At 27.7% G+C, this 18,013-nt stretch carries 16 protein-coding genes and 1 other RNA gene; 14 read left to right on the top strand and 3 right to left on the bottom strand.

Annotation, left to right across the window (positions count from 1 at the left end; all coding sequences use genetic code 11):
* Positions 1–5 precede the first annotated feature (5 nt).
* Entirely contained in the window at positions 6–1,139 is a 1,134-nt protein-coding gene (locus K5V21_RS16285; RefSeq protein WP_245000762.1) for a DEAD/DEAH box helicase, read from the bottom strand.
* A gap of 287 nt (positions 1,140–1,426) precedes the next feature.
* Here K5V21_RS16285 and K5V21_RS16280 point away from each other — a divergent pair, with 287 nt between their 5' ends.
* The 3 genes from K5V21_RS16280 to K5V21_RS16270 all read left to right on the top strand — a co-directional run bounded on the left by K5V21_RS16280 (position 1,427) and on the right by K5V21_RS16270 (position 4,722).
* Positions 1,427–2,806, top strand: a complete 1,380-nt coding sequence (locus tag K5V21_RS16280) for an APC family permease (protein ID WP_221862180.1) — start codon at positions 1,427–1,429, stop codon at positions 2,804–2,806.
* Between the two features lie 91 nt (positions 2,807–2,897).
* Complete coding sequence (locus tag K5V21_RS16275; protein ID WP_221862179.1) at positions 2,898–3,974, top strand: pyridoxal phosphate-dependent aminotransferase; 1,077 nt, start codon at positions 2,898–2,900, stop codon at positions 3,972–3,974.
* Between the two features lie 208 nt (positions 3,975–4,182).
* On the top strand, positions 4,183–4,722 hold the full coding sequence (locus K5V21_RS16270; protein WP_221862178.1) for an ECF transporter S component: 540 nt from the start codon (positions 4,183–4,185) through the stop codon (positions 4,720–4,722).
* 74 nt (positions 4,723–4,796) lie between these two features.
* On the opposite strand, the gene K5V21_RS16265 is transcribed toward K5V21_RS16270, so the two are convergent.
* Positions 4,797–5,987: an ROK family transcriptional regulator gene (locus K5V21_RS16265; protein WP_221862177.1), complete on the bottom strand. Its 1,191-nt coding sequence runs from the start codon at positions 5,985–5,987 to the stop codon at positions 4,797–4,799.
* 433 nt (positions 5,988–6,420) lie between these two features.
* On the opposite strand from K5V21_RS16265, the gene K5V21_RS16260 reads away from it, so the two are divergent.
* The 6 genes from K5V21_RS16260 (at position 6,421) to K5V21_RS16235 (ending at position 12,214) form a co-directional block, all read left to right on the top strand.
* The gene (locus K5V21_RS16260; RefSeq protein ID WP_221862176.1) at positions 6,421–6,741 is read left to right on the top strand and encodes a PTS sugar transporter subunit IIB; all 321 of its coding nucleotides are present in this window, start codon (positions 6,421–6,423) and stop codon (positions 6,739–6,741) included.
* Positions 6,742–6,763: 22 nt separating this feature from the next.
* Entirely contained in the window at positions 6,764–7,087 is a 324-nt protein-coding gene (locus K5V21_RS16255) for a PTS lactose/cellobiose transporter subunit IIA (protein WP_204595086.1), read from the top strand.
* 76 nt (positions 7,088–7,163) lie between these two features.
* Entirely contained in the window at positions 7,164–8,444 is a 1,281-nt protein-coding gene (celB, locus tag K5V21_RS16250) for a PTS cellobiose transporter subunit IIC (RefSeq protein ID WP_204595087.1), read from the top strand.
* A 71-nt stretch (positions 8,445–8,515) separates the two neighbouring features.
* On the top strand, positions 8,516–9,439 hold the full coding sequence (locus K5V21_RS16245) for a DUF7916 family protein (RefSeq protein ID WP_221862175.1): 924 nt from the start codon (positions 8,516–8,518) through the stop codon (positions 9,437–9,439).
* A gap of 106 nt (positions 9,440–9,545) precedes the next feature.
* Complete coding sequence (locus tag K5V21_RS16240; protein WP_221862174.1) at positions 9,546–11,186, top strand: family 16 glycosylhydrolase; 1,641 nt, start codon at positions 9,546–9,548, stop codon at positions 11,184–11,186.
* A 242-nt stretch (positions 11,187–11,428) separates the two neighbouring features.
* Positions 11,429–12,214: a hypothetical protein gene (locus K5V21_RS16235; protein WP_221862173.1), complete on the top strand. Its 786-nt coding sequence runs from the start codon at positions 11,429–11,431 to the stop codon at positions 12,212–12,214.
* Between the two features lie 403 nt (positions 12,215–12,617).
* Here the strand turns inward: K5V21_RS16235 and K5V21_RS16230 are convergent, their stop codons facing one another.
* Positions 12,618–13,580 carry a polysaccharide deacetylase family protein gene (locus tag K5V21_RS16230; RefSeq protein ID WP_245000761.1) on the bottom strand — a complete coding sequence of 321 codons (963 nt, stop codon included), beginning with the start codon at positions 13,578–13,580 and terminating at the stop codon, positions 12,618–12,620.
* Positions 13,581–13,834: 254 nt separating this feature from the next.
* Here K5V21_RS16230 and helD point away from each other — a divergent pair, with 254 nt between their 5' ends.
* The 5 genes from helD (at position 13,835) to K5V21_RS16205 (ending at position 18,008) form a co-directional block, all read left to right on the top strand.
* Positions 13,835–16,123 (top strand): RNA polymerase recycling motor HelD, encoded by a 2,289-nt coding sequence (gene helD / locus K5V21_RS16225; RefSeq protein ID WP_221862172.1) that lies wholly within the window; start codon positions 13,835–13,837, stop codon positions 16,121–16,123.
* A gap of 162 nt (positions 16,124–16,285) precedes the next feature.
* Positions 16,286–16,528, top strand: a complete 243-nt coding sequence (locus tag K5V21_RS16220; protein WP_204595092.1) for a DUF1292 domain-containing protein — start codon at positions 16,286–16,288, stop codon at positions 16,526–16,528.
* Positions 16,529–16,544: 16 nt separating this feature from the next.
* Positions 16,545–16,940: a hypothetical protein gene (locus K5V21_RS16215; protein ID WP_221862171.1), complete on the top strand. Its 396-nt coding sequence runs from the start codon at positions 16,545–16,547 to the stop codon at positions 16,938–16,940.
* Positions 16,941–17,022: 82 nt separating this feature from the next.
* Positions 17,023–17,215, top strand: a non-coding RNA gene (gene ssrS, locus K5V21_RS16210) — 6S RNA.
* Between the two features lie 586 nt (positions 17,216–17,801).
* A complete protein-coding gene (locus K5V21_RS16205; RefSeq protein WP_243425049.1) occupies positions 17,802–18,008 on the top strand; it encodes a DUF896 domain-containing protein in 207 nt (68 codons plus the stop codon).
* The last annotated feature ends 5 nt before the right edge of the window (positions 18,009–18,013 follow it).

The raw sequence follows: 18,013 nt of genomic DNA, 5'->3' as shown, positions 1-18,013 counted from the left end.
AAATATTAAACTAATTCACCATGTGATAATTGTTTTTTATTTAGCTTTATATTGAATTCTCTCTCGTAAATTCTAAGAGCTGGGAATTCTTTTTTTGTAACTAATGAAATAGTAGTTCCATGAGCATTTCCTCTTGCTGTTCTACCTGATCTATGAAGATATTCATTAGCATTTGCAGGGAAATCTAAGTTTATAATATGAGTTATATCTTGAATATCTAATCCTCTTGCTGATATATCTGATGAAACTAATATATTTATTTTACCATTTCTAAACTTTTCTAATGCTTGTTGTCTTTGCTCTTTTGTTATTCTCTTATGCATAGCAAAAGCATTTTTATTGTGATAATTTAATTTATCTGCAATCATTTCTACATCAAAACCACGATTTATAAATACAATAGCTTTGCTTGGATTAACAGCAGCTATAAGCTTTCTTAAAACTTCAGCTTTATCTCTTTCCTCAACTTCTATGTACATATGTTCAATATTAGGATTTAAAGAAGCCTTTTTTTCATTTTTAAAGATTACAGGATCTTTCATTAAATCTTTAGCTATAGGCATAGCTTTTGAGCTTATAGTTGCAGAGAATATTAAAAGTTGTCTATCTCTCATTGTAGTCTTAATTATATCTTGTATAGTTCTTGCGTGAGTATTATCTAATAAGTTATCTCCTTCATCAAGAACTATTGTCTTTATTGTATGAGCCTTTATTTTTTTCTTTCTTATTAAATCTAGAACTCTTCCTGGAGTTCCAACTATTATATTAGGTTTAAGTCCTTTTAGGTTTTTGATTTGTTTATCCATATTAACATCACCAATTATTGGAACTGTATTAATTGGCATTTCTGAATTTTCAGCTAATAATTTTGATTGTTTTTCAATTTGCATAACAAGTTCACGAGTTGGCGCAAGTATTAAAACTTGTAACTCTTTTTTACTTGTATCAATTTTTTCAAAAAGTGGAGCTAAAAAGGCTAAAGTTTTACCGCTACCTGTGTGAGCTTCACCTATAACATCTTTATTATTTAATATTTCAGGAATAGTAAGACCTTGAATTTCTGTTGGAGTAGTAATTCCTTGTTTTTCTAAACCTGCAATTATATTATCATTTAAGTTTAATTCTTTGAAAGTTTTCATAATATCCTCCTCTGTGCGTATGGTCATAACTTATAGTATATACATAATATTAATAAAAGTGTACTGGATTTATAAAATAAAATCAAAATTTACTCAATATAATAATTAGAATAAGTTTGTTTATAATAATAAATGTTTACTTTTTAGAAAAAAACTTTACAAATCCTTTGGCATAAATGTTGCTATAATTGTTTATAGAAACTTACATAATTATATTAAATCATAAATATTTCCATAATACCTTTAATGATTTAATAAGAAGCTATCATAAAAAGAGGGGGGATTATATGAGTATTTTTAGAACTCAAAGTTTCGAGAGCGTTTCTAAGCATGTTGGAGATGCTAATAAAACCCTAGGTACGTTAGATCTAACTCTAATGAGTATAGGATCAGTTATTGGTACTGGAGTAATGGTTCTAACTGGAATTGTTGCAGCAAAAGAAGCAGGTCCTGCAGTCGCAGTATCATTTGTTTTAGGTGCCATTGCAGCAGCTGTTATTGTTTTGTGTTATGCAGAACTTAGTGCAAGTATACAAAGTTCTGGGGGATCATACACTTTTACATATGTAACATTGGGTGAAATTATTGCATATATAGCAGGTTTATGTATTGCTATTGGATACATTCTATCTACTGCTACAGTAGCATCAGGATGGGGAAGTTATTTTCTAAGTTTATTAGATGTATTAAATATACATTTACCAAAAGCAATAACATCAATTCCAGTACAGGGTGGTATAGTAAATTTACCAGCAATTTTTTCAATAATCTTTATTACATTTGTTATATCTTGTGGTACAAAATCAAGTAAAAAAGTAAATAATGCTATGGTAATAATAAAATTAGGTGTAATAGCATTATTCTTAGTAGTAGGTGCAATGCATATGCATTCAAGTAATTTGATCCCATTTACTCCCTATGGAACTACAGGAGTAATAACTGGTGCATCATCAGTATTTTTTGCATATTGTGGTTTTGATGCAACAGCATCAGCAGCACCATATGTAAAAAATCCTAAAAAGGCACTACCAATTGGTCTTTTATCATCATTATTAGTATGTGTGTTGATATATATTGCAGTATCATTAGTATTAACAGGAATAACTAAATATTATAACTTAAATGTTCCAGATGCACTTTCTTATGCATTAAAAGTAGCTGGAAAGCCAATGGTAGCATTTGTTGTATCTTTAGGTACAGTAATTGGAATACTTGCAGTAATATTTGCAGGGAATTTTACTACATCACAAATATTATCAACAATGAGTAGGGATGGACTGTTACCAAAGATATTTAGCAAAAAAGACAAAAATGATGTTCCATATGTTTCTCTTTGGACAATAGGGATACTATCATCAGTTTTAGCAGGGTTTTTTAATTTAAAAGATTTAGCTAATTTTGCAAGTATAGCATTTTTACTTGTTTATGGTACGGTGTCATTCTCTATTATTATATTTAGAAAAAAATATCCTAATATAGAAAGAAGTTTTAAAACACCATTAGTTCCTATTATACCTATAATTGGTACACTATGTTGCATATTCTTAATGGTCAATTTGTCATTAAGTACTTGGATTATTTTTGCTATAGTATTAGTAATTATACTATTAGCATATTTCTTTTATGGAAAAAATAATTCTATAGTGGGAAAAGAGATGAAGAAATAATAGTTTGGCTTCTTAGAGATTCTCTAAGAAGCTATTATTTTTTTGAAAGTCTATTATAATAGTAAGTATAAAAAACTTAGGAGGAATAGCTATGACAACTAATCACGGAGCTAATTTATTTGATTTAGCTAGTAAACTTGGAATTAAAAAAAGTGAAATTTTAGATTTTAGTTCAAATATAAATCCTTTTGGAGCTTCAAAGAAAGCTAAAAGATCTGTTATAGATAATGTAGATATGGTTTCAATATACCCAGATCCAGAATATAAAGAACTTAAAGGTGTAATATCAGATTATTGTAATTGTAAGCCTTATAATATTCTGTTAGGAAGTGGTGCAACTGAACTTATAGCAGCATTTATAAATACTATAGATCCTAAAAAAGCATTACTTGTTTCTCCGGCATATTCTGAGTATGAGAAAGAGCTGAATAAGATAGGGTGTAATATAGTTAAGTATTTTGCAAAAAAGGAATCAGAATTTAAAATAAATGTAAATGATCTAAAAAAAGAAATAAAAACTAGGAATTATGATTTAGTTATTATATGTAATCCTAATAATCCAACAGGATTTGCTTTTAATAAAGATGAAATAAAGGAATTATTAAGTGGAACAAAGACATTTTTTATGATTGATGAGACTTATATAGAATTCACTGATACTAAAAAATATTCATCAACACATCTAATAGATGAACATGAAAATCTTTTTGTTATTAGAGGAACATCAAAATTCTTTTCAACTCCTGGTATAAGACTTGGATATGGCCTTATATCTAATAAAATGGTACAGGATAATATTTTAAAAAAATTAGACTTATGGAATATAAATATATTTGCAACTTTAATGGGTGAAATAATGTTTAAGGATCATGAGTATATAGATAGTACAATAATTCATATGAGTGAAGAGAGAAAATATTTAGATAATGAATTAAGAAAAATAAAAGGAATAAAGGTTTATGAAAGTCATGGTAACTTTATACTATGCGAAATAAAAGAAGATGACATGACATCAGAGAAGTTATATAATATTCTATTAAAAGAAGGTATAGTGATAAGAAATTGTTCTTCATTTGAAGGATTAAGTGATAAATTCTTTAGAGTATGTATATTAAAGCATGAAGAGAATGAACTTTTAATACATGAAATAAATAAAATAATTAAATAATATTTTAAAGAGAGATGATTTTAATCATCTCTCTCTTACTTTAAATATAATAAAAAGAGTAGATTATAAAATAGTCTACTCTTTTTTAGTTTTATTGTTTTTGAATGAATTTTAATAATTTACATAATTAATATTTACAAATAAAGATTATGAATATATACTAGTGTATATACACTGGTACATATTCATGCATAAAGGGGGATTAAAAATGAATAATAAGATAAGGCAAATGGTGTATGCAGCACTTTTAACTGCACTCGCAATTATAATTCCAATACAATTTGGATTTTTAAAGGTTTATATACCTCCGTTTAGCGCTACTATTGCATCACATGTTCCTATGTTTATTGCTATACTTATATCACCTATGGTTGCAATAGTTACAGGTATAGGATCAACTTTAGGTTTTTTATTAGCAGGTATGCCAATGCCTGTGGTGTTTAGAGCAGCTACTCATATAATAGTTGGATATGTTGGAGCTAAAGTTATCCAAAAGAATAAATCATATTTGAAGATGTCATTATTTACATCTATAATACATGGTGGCTTAGAAGCTCTAGTTGTAATACCTTTTATAGGATTTGACATATATCAACTATTAATAGTAACAGGAGTTGGAGCAATATTACATCATTTTGTTGATAGTTCTATAGGATATGCTTTGGTAAATGTAATGGCAAAATCTAGACATAAAGATATATATACATTATTTAATGGTGAACAAGTTAATAAGAGAGTTAAGGCATAAATATATAGAATAAAAAAGTATAAGTAATACTTTAAAGTATTACTTATACTTTTTTTAATCTAAACGGTAAAATATTAAATTGAATTAATAAGATTATATTTTACTGCTAGTGAACAAGCTCCGATTGCACCATCTAAATCACTATATTTAAGTATTTCAGTAGAGGTAGCTTCATCTATAGGGAGAATAGATGAATGACTAGTAACATTATCAATTAATTCTTGTTTCAGTGAATTATTCTTAAATAATTCACTATGTATATAATTTACATTTGTATCTAATATCATAGATAAATTTGTAAGAGATATTGCAAGATATTTAATTGCTGTATTAATGATATTTAAAACTCCCTCATCGCCAATTTCATATGCATTAATAATAGTATCTATATCTATATCATCAGCTGTTGATGCGAACTGTCTTAGAAAAGTTGTGCTAGAGTTATTGTAGAGAATTTTTGATTTCTTTAAAATCCAAGCTTCGCTTGAATAAGTTTGAAGACAACCATTCTTACCGCATTCACATTTTTGCCCTTCAGGATTAATAATTGTGTGACCAATTTCACCTATAAGAAAATTATTTTTTGAATATATTTCTCCATTATGAATATAAGAACAGAACATCCCCCTACCTATATGATAGTATATAAAATTTTCCCTTCTTCTGGCAATATTAAATAATAGAACTGATAATGCCATACAATTAACATTATTCTCAGTATATATAGGTATATCAAATGAATCTCTAAATTTTTGTAGATTAAAATCTTTCCAAATCGTATTATTAGTGATTATTTTATAGTCGTTAATATTTAAATGACCAGGTAAAGCAATTCCTATTGAATTGATTGTGAATGCTGTATTTTCATCAATAAAAATTTTTAGTTTATCGATTAAAAAATCTGCATTTATATGAAAAAAATCTTTACCGGCTTTAAAAATAGACTGATTATAAACATTACCTAAATTATCACTTAAGCAAAATGTGAAAAATTTTTCTGATAATTCTATTCCTATAAAATAGGCAGCTCTTTTAGCAATATCAAGAAGTATTGGTTTTCTACCAGAACCTGATGATTCTACTGTATCTCTTCCTATTTCATAAATGATGCCTTCATTCATTAAATCAGTTGTTATATCACTAACAGTAGCAGGTGTAATGCCAGTAAGATGAGAAATTTTTATTCTTGAAATTGGACGTTTAGTATATAAAACTTCTAAAATAGCAGATCTATTTTGTTGTTGTTTGTTAGTTAGTTTAGTCATAAATTTTCTCCTATCTATTTTTATTTATCAAATAATATAAAATTCAATCTATTTTACTTGTATAAAACTATATATGTTTCTATATGGTTTTTAGAGAAATAAGGTTGTTAATAGTTAAATTATTTTTATAGTAACATAATGATTATATTTATTTATATTTTAAATGATAAATAGTAAATAAATAAATATAGTTATATGTCAACTTTAATTATAATAAATAATTAAAAAAAAGAAAGATACCATAATAAAATGATTTTATTTTATAATTATTTATTTTTTATAACTAATATTATTGACTAACTAATATATTTATAATATATTATAAGTATATTAGTTATATTTTATAATTAATTGAATATTATTTACAAGAAGATATAAAGTTTTTGTAAGTAATTTAAATTAATCAAATGATAAGTTAAAGGAGTGAATTGAAATGAAAAAGAAAACCATTATGTTAGTTTGTTCAGCAGGAATGAGTACAAGCTTATTAGTAACAAAAATGAAAAAGGTCGCAGAAGAAAAGGGATTAGAGATTGATATTTTTGCAGTATCAGCTCCTGAGGCAGATGCTAATATTGAACATCAAAATATTGATGTAATGCTTTTAGGTCCACAAATTCATTTTATGAAAGATCACTTTGAACCTATATTAACTAAAAAAGGAATTCCATTTGATGTTATAAATATGCAATACTATGGAATGATGAATGGAGAAAAGGTATTAGAGCAAGCATTATCTTTAATAAAAGGATAGTAAAATTTTAGGGGGATTTAAAATGGAGAGTAACCAAAACTTAGAAGTTATTATGGAACTAATTATACATGGAGGAAATGCAAAAAGTGATGCAATGGAAGCAATTCAAGCTGCAAAAAAAGGAGATTTCTCATTAGCTTATAAAAAAATTTCTGATGCAGAAAAGTCTCTAGTAAATGCGCATCATTCGCAGACTAATATGTTGACTGAGGAAGCGCAAGGGAATCATACTGAAATCACTTTACTAACTATTCATAGCCAAGATCATTTAATGACTGCTATGACATTCACAGACCTTGCAAAGGAAATAGTAGAACTTTATAAAAATATAGACAAAACAAATTAAAATTTAATTTATCAATAAATTTAGTTTTTTTAAAGGTCTTTAGAAAACGTTTTCTAAAATAAAAGGGGGAGAAAATATGAGAAAATTTCAAAATTTTTTAGAAAATCAATTAGCACCAATTGCTGCAAAGCTAGGTAGTTATAAAGCTTTAATAGCTGTACGTGACGGAATTACTTTATCAATGCCACTTATTATTATTGGATCTGTATTTTTAATTCTAGCTAACTTACCTATAGAGGGTTATCCAGAGTGGTTAGAAGGCTATTTTAATTTAGGTACAAAAATGGGACATGTTGTTAATTCAACTTTTGGAATTATGGGGTTAATAGCTGTATTTGGAATTGCTAAGAGTATGTCAGAACAATATGAGGTAGATGGTTTAGGAGCAGGTATTATTGCCTTAGGTGCTTGGTTAGTAGTTACTCCAAATTTAATTTTAAAGGATGTTGGTGAGGGTGTTCCTTTAACTTACTTAGGAAGTAGAGGATTATTTGTAGCAATTATTATTGGATTATTAACTGGATTAATTTATCAATACTTTGTAAATAAAAATATTGTTATTAAATTACCTGATACAGTACCACCAGCAGTTAGTAAAAGTTTTACAGCTCTAATACCAGGATTTGTAGTAATTACAGGAGCCTTTTTAATTGAGTTAATACTAAGTCAATCTGGAATAGAAAATATCCATGATATTATTCTGCAAGTTTTAGGAGGACCGTTAGGCGTATTAGGAGGAACATTAGGAGGAACTATTGTTGCTGTATTGTTAAATAGTATATTTTGGTTTTCAGGAATACATGGAGGAAGTATTACAAATGCTGTAATGGATCCAATTTGGATAATGAATACAGATGTAAATCGTTTAGCATTCCAAGCAGGTAATGAAGTTCCAAATATTATAACTAGACCATTTATGGACTTATTTGTTTATATAGGTGGAGGTGGTGCTACATTAGCTTTAGTAGCATTAATATTCTTCTTAGGAAAGAGTGCTGAAGCAAAGGCAATTGGTAAAGTAGCCTTTGTACCAGGTTTATTTAACATAAATGAACCTGCAATGTTTGGTATTCCAGTTGTATTAAATATGACACTTATAATACCATTTGTGTTAGCTCCAGTAATGAATTCAATAATAAGTTATTTTGCTATGTCTAGTGGATTAGTAGCGAAAACCGTAGGTATAGCTGTACCGTGGACAATGCCACCGATTATTAGTGGATACCTAGCTACAGGTGGTAGGATAAGTGGTGCACTCTTACAGATTGTACTAATTGTTTTAGATTTAGCAATATATTATTTATTCTTTAAGACTTTAGATAAAACATGGCAAAAAAATTCTTTAGAAAGTATTTAATTTATGAAAGAATAATAAATTTACAAAAAGATATTTTTAAAAATTCTTGAAAAATATATGAGGTGATAAATATGGTAAAAAGATTATTAAATGCAAATACTTCAGACATAAATAGCTTTACAGCACAGGAGTTAAAGCAAAGTATTAAAGCGAGTGAGGGAAGAACTATATTAAGTGAGAATGTAGTTGTACGTGAACCAGTAATTTCTGATATTACAAACTCAGAAGTAGCAAGAGCTTTTGGAGCAGATTTAATACTTTTAAATGCATTTGATGTAGAAAATCCAATAGTACTTGGAATGTATGATCAATTTAATTTAGTAAATGCAAAGCCTAATAAGGATGTAATTCATGATTTAAAAAGATTAGTTGGAAGACCAATAGGGCTTAATTTAGAGCCAGTTGATGATAATGCAGACATGGCCGAGGAAAAATTAGAAATTCCAAATGGTCGTAAAGCATCAGAAGATAATTTTAAAAAAGCAAATGAATTAGGTTTCGATTTTATTTGCTTAACTGGTAATCCAGGAAGTGGTGTTACTAATGAAAAAATAGTAAAATCAATAAAAATAGCAAAAGAAATATTTAATGGATTAGTTATAGCTGGTAAAATGCATGGCGCTGGAGTTAGTGAGGCTGTTGTGGATTTAAAAGCAATTGAAGAATTTATAGATGCTGGTGCTGATATAATTTTAGTTCCAGCAGTTGGAACTGTATGGGGACTTAGTGATGAAGAAGTAAAAGAAGCAGTTAGATTAGCACATTCAAAGGATGCATTAGTTATGAGTGCAATTGGAACTAGCCAAGAGGGATCTGATGAAGCGACAGTTCGTGAGATTGCTCTTAGAAATAAGGTTTTAGGAATAGATATACAACATATTGGAGATGCAGGTTATGCTGGATTAGCACCTATAGAAAATATATTTGCTATGAGCAAAGCAATTAGAGGACAAAGGCACACTGTGTCTATGATAGCAAGATCTATACTTAGATAATAGCTTGGGTTAATAAAAGTATTAAATTGTTTGTAGTTATAGACTAGAAATTATCAATAATTAGATTAGTAAGATTATTTTCTATAAGGAAAGGAGAATTAAATATATGAAAAGGAAGTTGAAATTTTCTACATTATTGCTAGGTGTGTTAACAGGTTGTTTTTCACTCTCTGGTTTTGATGTTGTCCAATCCTCAGATAATAATTATAGAAATATTATTGAACTTAACTATTTAAAAGATGGTGATTTTGAAGAAAAAAGCAATAACTGGTTTGGTAATAAAGGAAAAATTGTTGAAGGAATTAGTTATGATAATGGAAATTATAGTGGTAGCATTATTGCAGGAACAAATAGTGGATTCATTGGTCAAAATGTATTAGTTAAAAAGAATACTGACTACACGTTATCTGCATATGTAAAGTCTGACTATAATGACTCTTACGGTTTCTTGAGCGTTAGAGAGGGTGGAGATGGTTCTGGTAAGTTAATAAAAGATATAAAAGTACTTTCAGCAGAAGATAACTGGAAGAAGGTTGAGCTTAAATTTAATTCAGGAGACAATGAAAAGGTATTGCTACAGTATGTAAAATGGATAAAAACTAATGATTCAAATTATAATGATTTAGTAAATAGTACACTATATGTGGATAATGTAAATTTAATTGAAAGCTCTTTTTCAGTAGATAAATATACTGAAGTTTGGAGTGATAATTTTAATGGAGATGTTCTAGAATCTGCTAATTGGCGTTATGAACTAGGACATATTCGTGGTACAGAAGAGCAAGAGTATGTAAATAGTAAAGAAAATGTGTTTGTGAAAGATGGAAATTTATATTTACGTGCAACAAAGAAAGATGTACCGAAAACTATTATAAAAGGAAATGGTGAAAAGCGAGTATTAAAATATGATTCTGGAAGTATAGAGACATTTGGAAGAAAAGAAGCTCTTTATGGTAGAATTGAAATGAGAGCAAAGCTACCTAGCGGAGCAGGAGCTTTCCCAGCATTTTGGACATTAGGATCAGATTTTAATCATGATGGTTTAATACAAGAAGGAACTAACTGGCCAAATTGTGGTGAAATCGATATTATGGAGCTTATAGGAAAAAATCAAAATCAACCGGGGACTTCAGATAATATAGTTTATGGAACTCTTCATTATGGAGCTAACGATAATGATGGATATAAAAAGCAGGGCGGAAGTTATGATTTAGGTAAAAGCTTTTCTGATGATTATCATATATTTGGTATTAATTGGACAAAAGATTTTATTGAGTGGTATGTAGATGGATATGTTTATAATAGAATAGATATTAGAGATAATGAATATTTTAATAAGCCACACTATATCAAACTAAATTTAGCAGTTGGAGGTAGTTGGCCGGGATATGCAGATGAGACTACTACTTTCCCTATGGATTATGTAATTGATTATGTTAAGTATTATCAAACTGAGGAACAAATGAAAGAGCAAGCTGAATATGAAAAAAATTCTCCTAAAATTGATTTAAGTAATGATACGTATACTATTTCTAAAGGGGATAGCATTCCGGATCTGCTATCAGGAGTAGTGGCTAAAGATACAGAAGGTAATGATTTAGAAGTTAAGTATTCTATAGAAGATGGAGAAAAAAGATGGAATGAAGCTGAACTAAACAAGCCTGGTAAGTACTCAATTGTTTATACTGCTAAAGATAAAAATAATAGATATACTCGAGCCTTTGCTACATTGATCATCAATGATTAGAACATTTAAAAGTAATGAAGTTAAAAGATTGTATTATAGGTCTATATAGAGAAAGTTTAAAATATATTTTATAGGATTCAATTATTAGAAAAAGAGTAGGAGTAATAACTATAGTTATTACTCCTACTCTTTTTAGGTTCATAGAAAATATACAATGTGTTTTGGATTTATTTATAGTGGATGGGTATAATAATATGGTAAAAAAGTTTAATTTTATATATAAATATGGGGAGATAGAACTTATGAAAAAAATAGTAGCTTTGATTATTTTATTTATGATAATTGGCATGACAGTTAGTGTATATGGATTTGAAAAAAAGGATATTAAATTAAAAAGTGAGAATGATATATTAGTTTCTAAATTGAAATTTAACGTCAATGATAAAGGAAATATGCAAGGACTTACATATAATAACAATATATTCTATGTTGGGTTTGATAGAAATAACGATAATGGAGAAATAATTGCTTATGATAACAACGGAAATGAAATTAAAAGAAGTGGCTTATTAAAGATAGGTCATGCTGCTGGATTAGCTTATAGAACGAAAAATAATAGTATATATGTTGCAAATGGTGGAGGAAAAAATAAAACTCATATATATGAAGTGAAAATGAGTGGTGATAAGACCTATATAAGTAAGGATTTAGATTATAGTAAACTTGGTAATTCAGGATTAGTAGCAATAGATAATGATGATGATAAACTCATAATACATACTTCTATAAATGACAATGAAAATCATATAATATCAATATGTGATTTTAATAGAAAAGTAGAAAAACAAATAAGTATAAAAAATCAGGGTGTACCACAGGGGTTAGAATATTATGATGGATATATAATTTTATATACAAATAATAAAGTTACCTTTATAGATTCTAAAAGTGATGAAATAAAGAAAACATATAAAATAAAAGAAAAGGGCGAAAGTGAAGGTATAACTGTATTTAAGGAAGGCAATAAAATTGGATTAACCTATGGATATAATGGTAACAATAGATTATACACAACAGATATAGAATGATAATAATATTTTTATTATATACAAAAGATGATAACTGTAATACTTCTTTGGGTATTATATCTAATAAAGTTCTTAAAGTTATTAGTAAAGATATTCTTAATAATGAATCAATGTGTTTTATAATTTTTCGCTTTTCATAGTAAGTACATATTAAAGTGTAATTAAATGAATAAAAAAGAGAGATCTCATAGAAAAGATATAAAAAGATAGTGAAAATAACCTTTGAGGTATAATTCACTATCTTTTTTAGAAAATTATAAGAACTTTTTATATAAATTATAGCTATGAACAGCTATGAAAATTTAGAATGGTTCTTAAGAGAATATTATTATATTATGTACAAATAAAAATTAGATTTTTAATTTAACTATTGATTTCTTTTTTTAGGAAATAATATTAATGATTACTTCATTGTTCTAAATTCAAATCCTTTAGATTTGAAAAATTCTATTATTTGAGGTAAAGACTTTACAGTCTCGGCCTTCCCATATGTATCATGCATTAATACTACAATACTATCTGCTTTTTCACCAAGATTATTTACATTTTTTTTAAGAAAGTTAAATAACTCTTGAGAGTTTTTCTTTTTACCTTCTGCATCTCCATTTAGAGTATCCCAATCTATATTTTGAAGACCAAGTTCATCAATTTTATTTTTAAAAGCTTGTTTACCATTCCAAGACCAATAACCGCCAGGCAATCTAAGGGTTCTAGTAGAAAAATCTTTTCCTAAAATGCTTTTCATTAATTCAGAATTTTTATTTAAATCATTCATAATATTATTCACATTCATAGTTCTATTTGGATAAAGATATGTATAGTTATGGCTATATGTATGATTAGCTATAGCATGTCCATTTTTAGCGATATCTTTTAGAATATCTTTGGCTTTATCATTGGCGTCTAAAGATGTTCCGATAACAAAGAACGTTCCTTTAATGTTATGTTTATCTAAAATTTCAAGAACGTTAGGGGTATTAGTTGTTGATGGGCCGTCGTCAAAAGTTAAATAAACAACTTTTTTTCCATCTGTTCTAACAGGATATTTCTTAGTGCCTGTTATCAATCCAGTTACATTCTCAGAAACAATTGAAGCATCATCTGCATTTGGGTCATCTTTCAATGCTAGATATCCGCTATTATCTAGTTTAGGTTCTTTAGTTTCGGTAGCGGAATTGTTATTGATATTGGGACTGGTTTCTTTATTTTCTGCTTTAGCAATTGTTGCATTATTAGGTTTATAAATTATAGATATAAATAATGGTATGCATATAATTAATAGAGCAATAAAAGAAAATAATATTATCTTTTGTTTTTTCATTAGTTTTTTCTTCTTTGTAAAAAAAGGTTTAGTGTTTTTTCGCATTGTAAATCCTCCTAATGTATTAGTAATTTAGTATAAATATATACTATGTAGGGATGTTCTTGGTTACAATATGAGGACATTCTTGGTTACAATTTTATTAAAATTAGTTAAAATCTAATATTTATTAGAAACATAGATGATTTCAGATAATATCATAGCGTGAGATTCTATTTAAGTATATAATATATACTAAGTGTTTTTATCTAAAAATTCTAAACTAAGAATTTTAAACTAAAAATTAAGAGGTATTTATTGTGAGTAGTAACGGATTAAAAGAAGAGAAAATTATACTAGAAGAGAAAAGAAAGCTTATAGATGAAGAGCTTATAGAAAAAGAAGAATATGTTAAGCAGGTAACGGGAAAATTTACAGAGCTTAGCAAAGAACTAAAGGGTAAATATAATTTTGAAAAAGAGTCTATTGAGAAGGCTATGAATTTAGCCAAAAGTGATATAGCTAAATATGAAGAGGCATATAATAGCCCTTACTTTGGTAGAGTTGATTTTAGAGAAAAAAGATCAGCGGAAATTGAAAATATTTATATTGGAAAGCATGGAATAAGCAGTTCAAAAAATGGTGAGGAAGTTGTAATTGATTGGAGAGCTCCAGTTGCAGATCTCTATTATAGTGGTACAGGGGGAGAAGCTTATTATAAGGCGCCTGTAGGAATTATTGATGGAGAACTTTCATTAAAGAGAAAGTTCTTATTTAATGAGGATGGAAATATTGAAAGAGTTTTTGATGAAAGTATAAATGAACTTATGATAAATGGAGAAGAAGGCCAAGGATTAGTTGATGAATTTCTTAAAATAAACCTTGAAGAAAGTAGAGGTAAAAAACTTAAAGAAGTTGTAGCTACAATTCAAAAAGAGCAAAATGACATTATAAGATGGCCAAGAAATCTTCCTATAATAGTTCAAGGGTCAGCAGGATCAGGAAAGACAACAATAGCCCTTCATAGATTGGCTTATCTTATTTATAGATATAAAGAAAATATGAGTGGAGAAGATATATTAGTACTTGCTCCAAATAAATTGTTTTTAGATTATATATCAGATATTTTACCAAGTCTTGGGGCACATGAAGTAAAGCAAAGCACGTTTGAAGAAATAGCTAAGACAAAGGCTAAAATAAAGGGGAAGATATATAATAAAGATGAGAAGCTAAAAGCTATAATGGAAGAAGAAGATTCTACAACAAAAAAAATGATTGTCAATTCAGCAAAAATAAGAGGCTCATTATTATTTAAAACAATGTTAGATAGATATGTAACTCTAATAGAAAGTAGAGCATTAGAAATTAAGAATATAGAAGCATTCGGACAAGTATTGTTTACTAGAAAAGAGATAATGAGATTATACTTAAAAGATTTAAAAGCTTATCCTATAAATAAAAGAAAAGATGAAATAAAAAGATATTTAAATTTAAAGCTTAAAGAAAAAATTGAAGTTGTTCTTGAGAGAGTAAATATAGAATGGGATGTTAAGATACGAGAGATAAAAATAAATGAAGAGGATTCAGTTGATAGAAGAAAGAAACTTATAGAAGCTTATGACGAGAGAGATTCTATAAAAGATGGAATAAAAAAGAACTCTAAATCTATTATAAATGAATATTTCAAGGCATGGAGAGGGATAAATCCAAGTGATATTTATAGAGGTTTCTATAATGATGAAGACTTATTTGAAATTTCAACCGATGGTAAGATTCCAGATCCCCTTGCTAAATTTATGAAGGATGAATTTAATAATAGAGATAAAGAAGGCTATGTGGATGAGGATGATTTAGCAGCACTTCTATATATAAGGGTATTATTAGAGGGAATAGATGATTCAGAAAAGTTTAAACATATAGTAGTAGATGAAGCTCAAGATTACAGCCCTTTTCAAGTGTACTTAGTCAATGAATTAGCTAGAGGTAATTCATTAACTTTAGTTGGAGATTTAGCTCAAGGAATATATTATTATAAAGGACTTAAGAAGTGGGAAGATATAACTGATGGATTATTCGGAGGAAAAGCTACTTTTATAAGCTTAAGTCAAAGTTATCGTTCAACAGTAGAGATTATAGATTTTGCAAAGGGAGCATTAAAAGTTCAGAATTTAGGGCTAAAGGATGCAAAGCCAGTTTTAAGACATGGAGAAGAACCAAAGATATTAAAATTAGAGGATGAAAGTGAAATAATTAAATCTGTAGAGGATATAATAGATAAAGTTAGAGAGTCAGGTAAAAATAGTATTGCTATAATAACAAAGGATTCAAAAGAGGCTGAAAAAATAGAAAAATTATTAAAGAAGAAATGTAGATACAAATTCCAAAGAATAAAGGGAAAAGAAAAAGAATCTAAAGCAGATAATATAATTATTCCATCTTATTTAACAAAGGGATTAGAGTTTGATTGCAGTATACTTTTCAATCCAAGCGATAATATTTACAATAAGGATAGTGTATTAGATCAAAGGCTTTTATATGTATCTCTTACAAGAGCACTCCATAGTGAATATATCTTGGCGTTAGATGCAGTAACTAAATTAATAAATTAACAATTAGAGAATATAAAAATACAAAAAATATTATTAAAATAATAAAAAAGGGTTAGAATAAAAAATATTCTAACCCTTTTAAAAAAATTACCTATATTAGGTTTGTGTTTATAAGAATTTATATTTATAATAGGAAAAGAATAAATATTAGGAGGCGTACATATGGAAGAAAAGGAAATAATGTCTTTCAGAGATGAAGATGGTAATAAAGTAGATTTTGAAGCAGTAGCTAGAATATTTCTTGAAGAACAAGAATATCTTTTATTAACACCAGTTGAAGAAGAAGCAGAGGATATGTTTATATTTAGAATAGATAAGGTTGATGATAAAGAAGAATTAAACCTTGTTGAAGATGATAAAGAATTTTTAGCAGTAAAAAAAGAATATAAAAAGCTTTTATACTAAAAGGAGAGTTGTAAGAATGAACGCTTTTGATATTATTGAGATATTAGAGGACAATGGATTAACAGAAATTCAAGAAGTTTTAGTTAAAGATGATAGAGTAGTACTAGAATTTTTCTATGATTTTGATAGCGAGGAGCTTAATGCTGCAAAGGCTTATGCAAATGAAGAAAGTGACCTTGAAGAAGGTAGTGATGAATGGAATAGAGATTGGTTTATACCATATCTTTTAGATATTGCTAAAGATAATATTGAGAGTACTATTGAAGAAATAAATGATGAACTTGAGTTTGAAGGCATGGCTCACGAGTTAAATATAGATGGAAATAATAAAGATTATATAAAATTTATTTCAGTATTTTGTACAGAAGATTGCGATGTAGAACTAGAAGAAATGTTAAACGATTACTTATAGGCGATTAAAGGGTTTTATTGACGTTTTTTTATTATAAATAAATACTTGAAATGATAAAAAATTGTGTTATAATAAAGTCATAGCATTCCTGAGATGTTCGCCAAGCTTATCATATTCAACCTACATATGATATTCGGGATTTGCAATAATATTAATAATGTCGGGCTCCAAGCTTTTGCTTCATTTATGACAGGAGATGACAGAGATAATATGAGCGAAACCCACCTGCGAGGCGCAGGTCTTGAATATATAGGCAAACGGCATGTTGGGATGATATATTTGCAAAATTAATACCTCTTTTCAGAGGTATTTTTTTTATACACAGAGGTATTTTAAGCAGCTAGTATATCAACGTTTTTAACATTAGTATTTGCTTTCTTGTGAAGTTTGTACAAGCGCATTTGATAGCGACTCACATATCTATCTAAGTTTTGAGAAAGCATAACCATAAACTTATTAGAAGGTTTTACAAATTTTAATAATATATTTAATAGAAGTTTTCTATTTTTTATTTTCTTTCGCATTCGTTTAATTGTCATAATGTACACCTCACTTTGTAAAATTAATGATTTTATAGTCATATTATACCATTTATAGGAAGAATGTAAAACTTATTTGCTATACAAAAAGTGACAAAAAATGTAATTTTTATGCCTTTAAAAAGATGAAAAACATATATAGAGAAGTTAATTTGTAGATATTTATTATTTATTTGTCGCATTAAGTTGTATAAAAAAAGTAATAAATGTTAACAAGATGTTGAAAAGATGAAATCATTGATGATTAAAGTTGATTATACAAGTAATTATAGGTAAAATAAATATAAGAAAAAATTGTAGCTTAAATATAAGGAGTAGTAAAATGGATAACAAAAAAGATAATATAGATGAAATGAGTATAGATGAGGTAACTTTAAAAATAAATGAATTATATAAAAAGAGTAAAGAAGATGGACTAAATGATGAAGAAAAAGAATTACAACAAAAATTAAGACAAAGATATATAGATAGTGTAAAAAGAAACTTTAAAGCCCAGCTTGCGGGTATAAAACCAAACAAAAAGAAATAATAAAG

The sequence above is a fragment of the Clostridium sardiniense genome, assembly GCF_019753795.1.
Classification (GTDB): domain Bacteria; phylum Bacillota; class Clostridia; order Clostridiales; family Clostridiaceae; genus Clostridium; species Clostridium sardiniense.
This window is presented reverse-complemented; position numbering and strand designations above follow the sequence as displayed.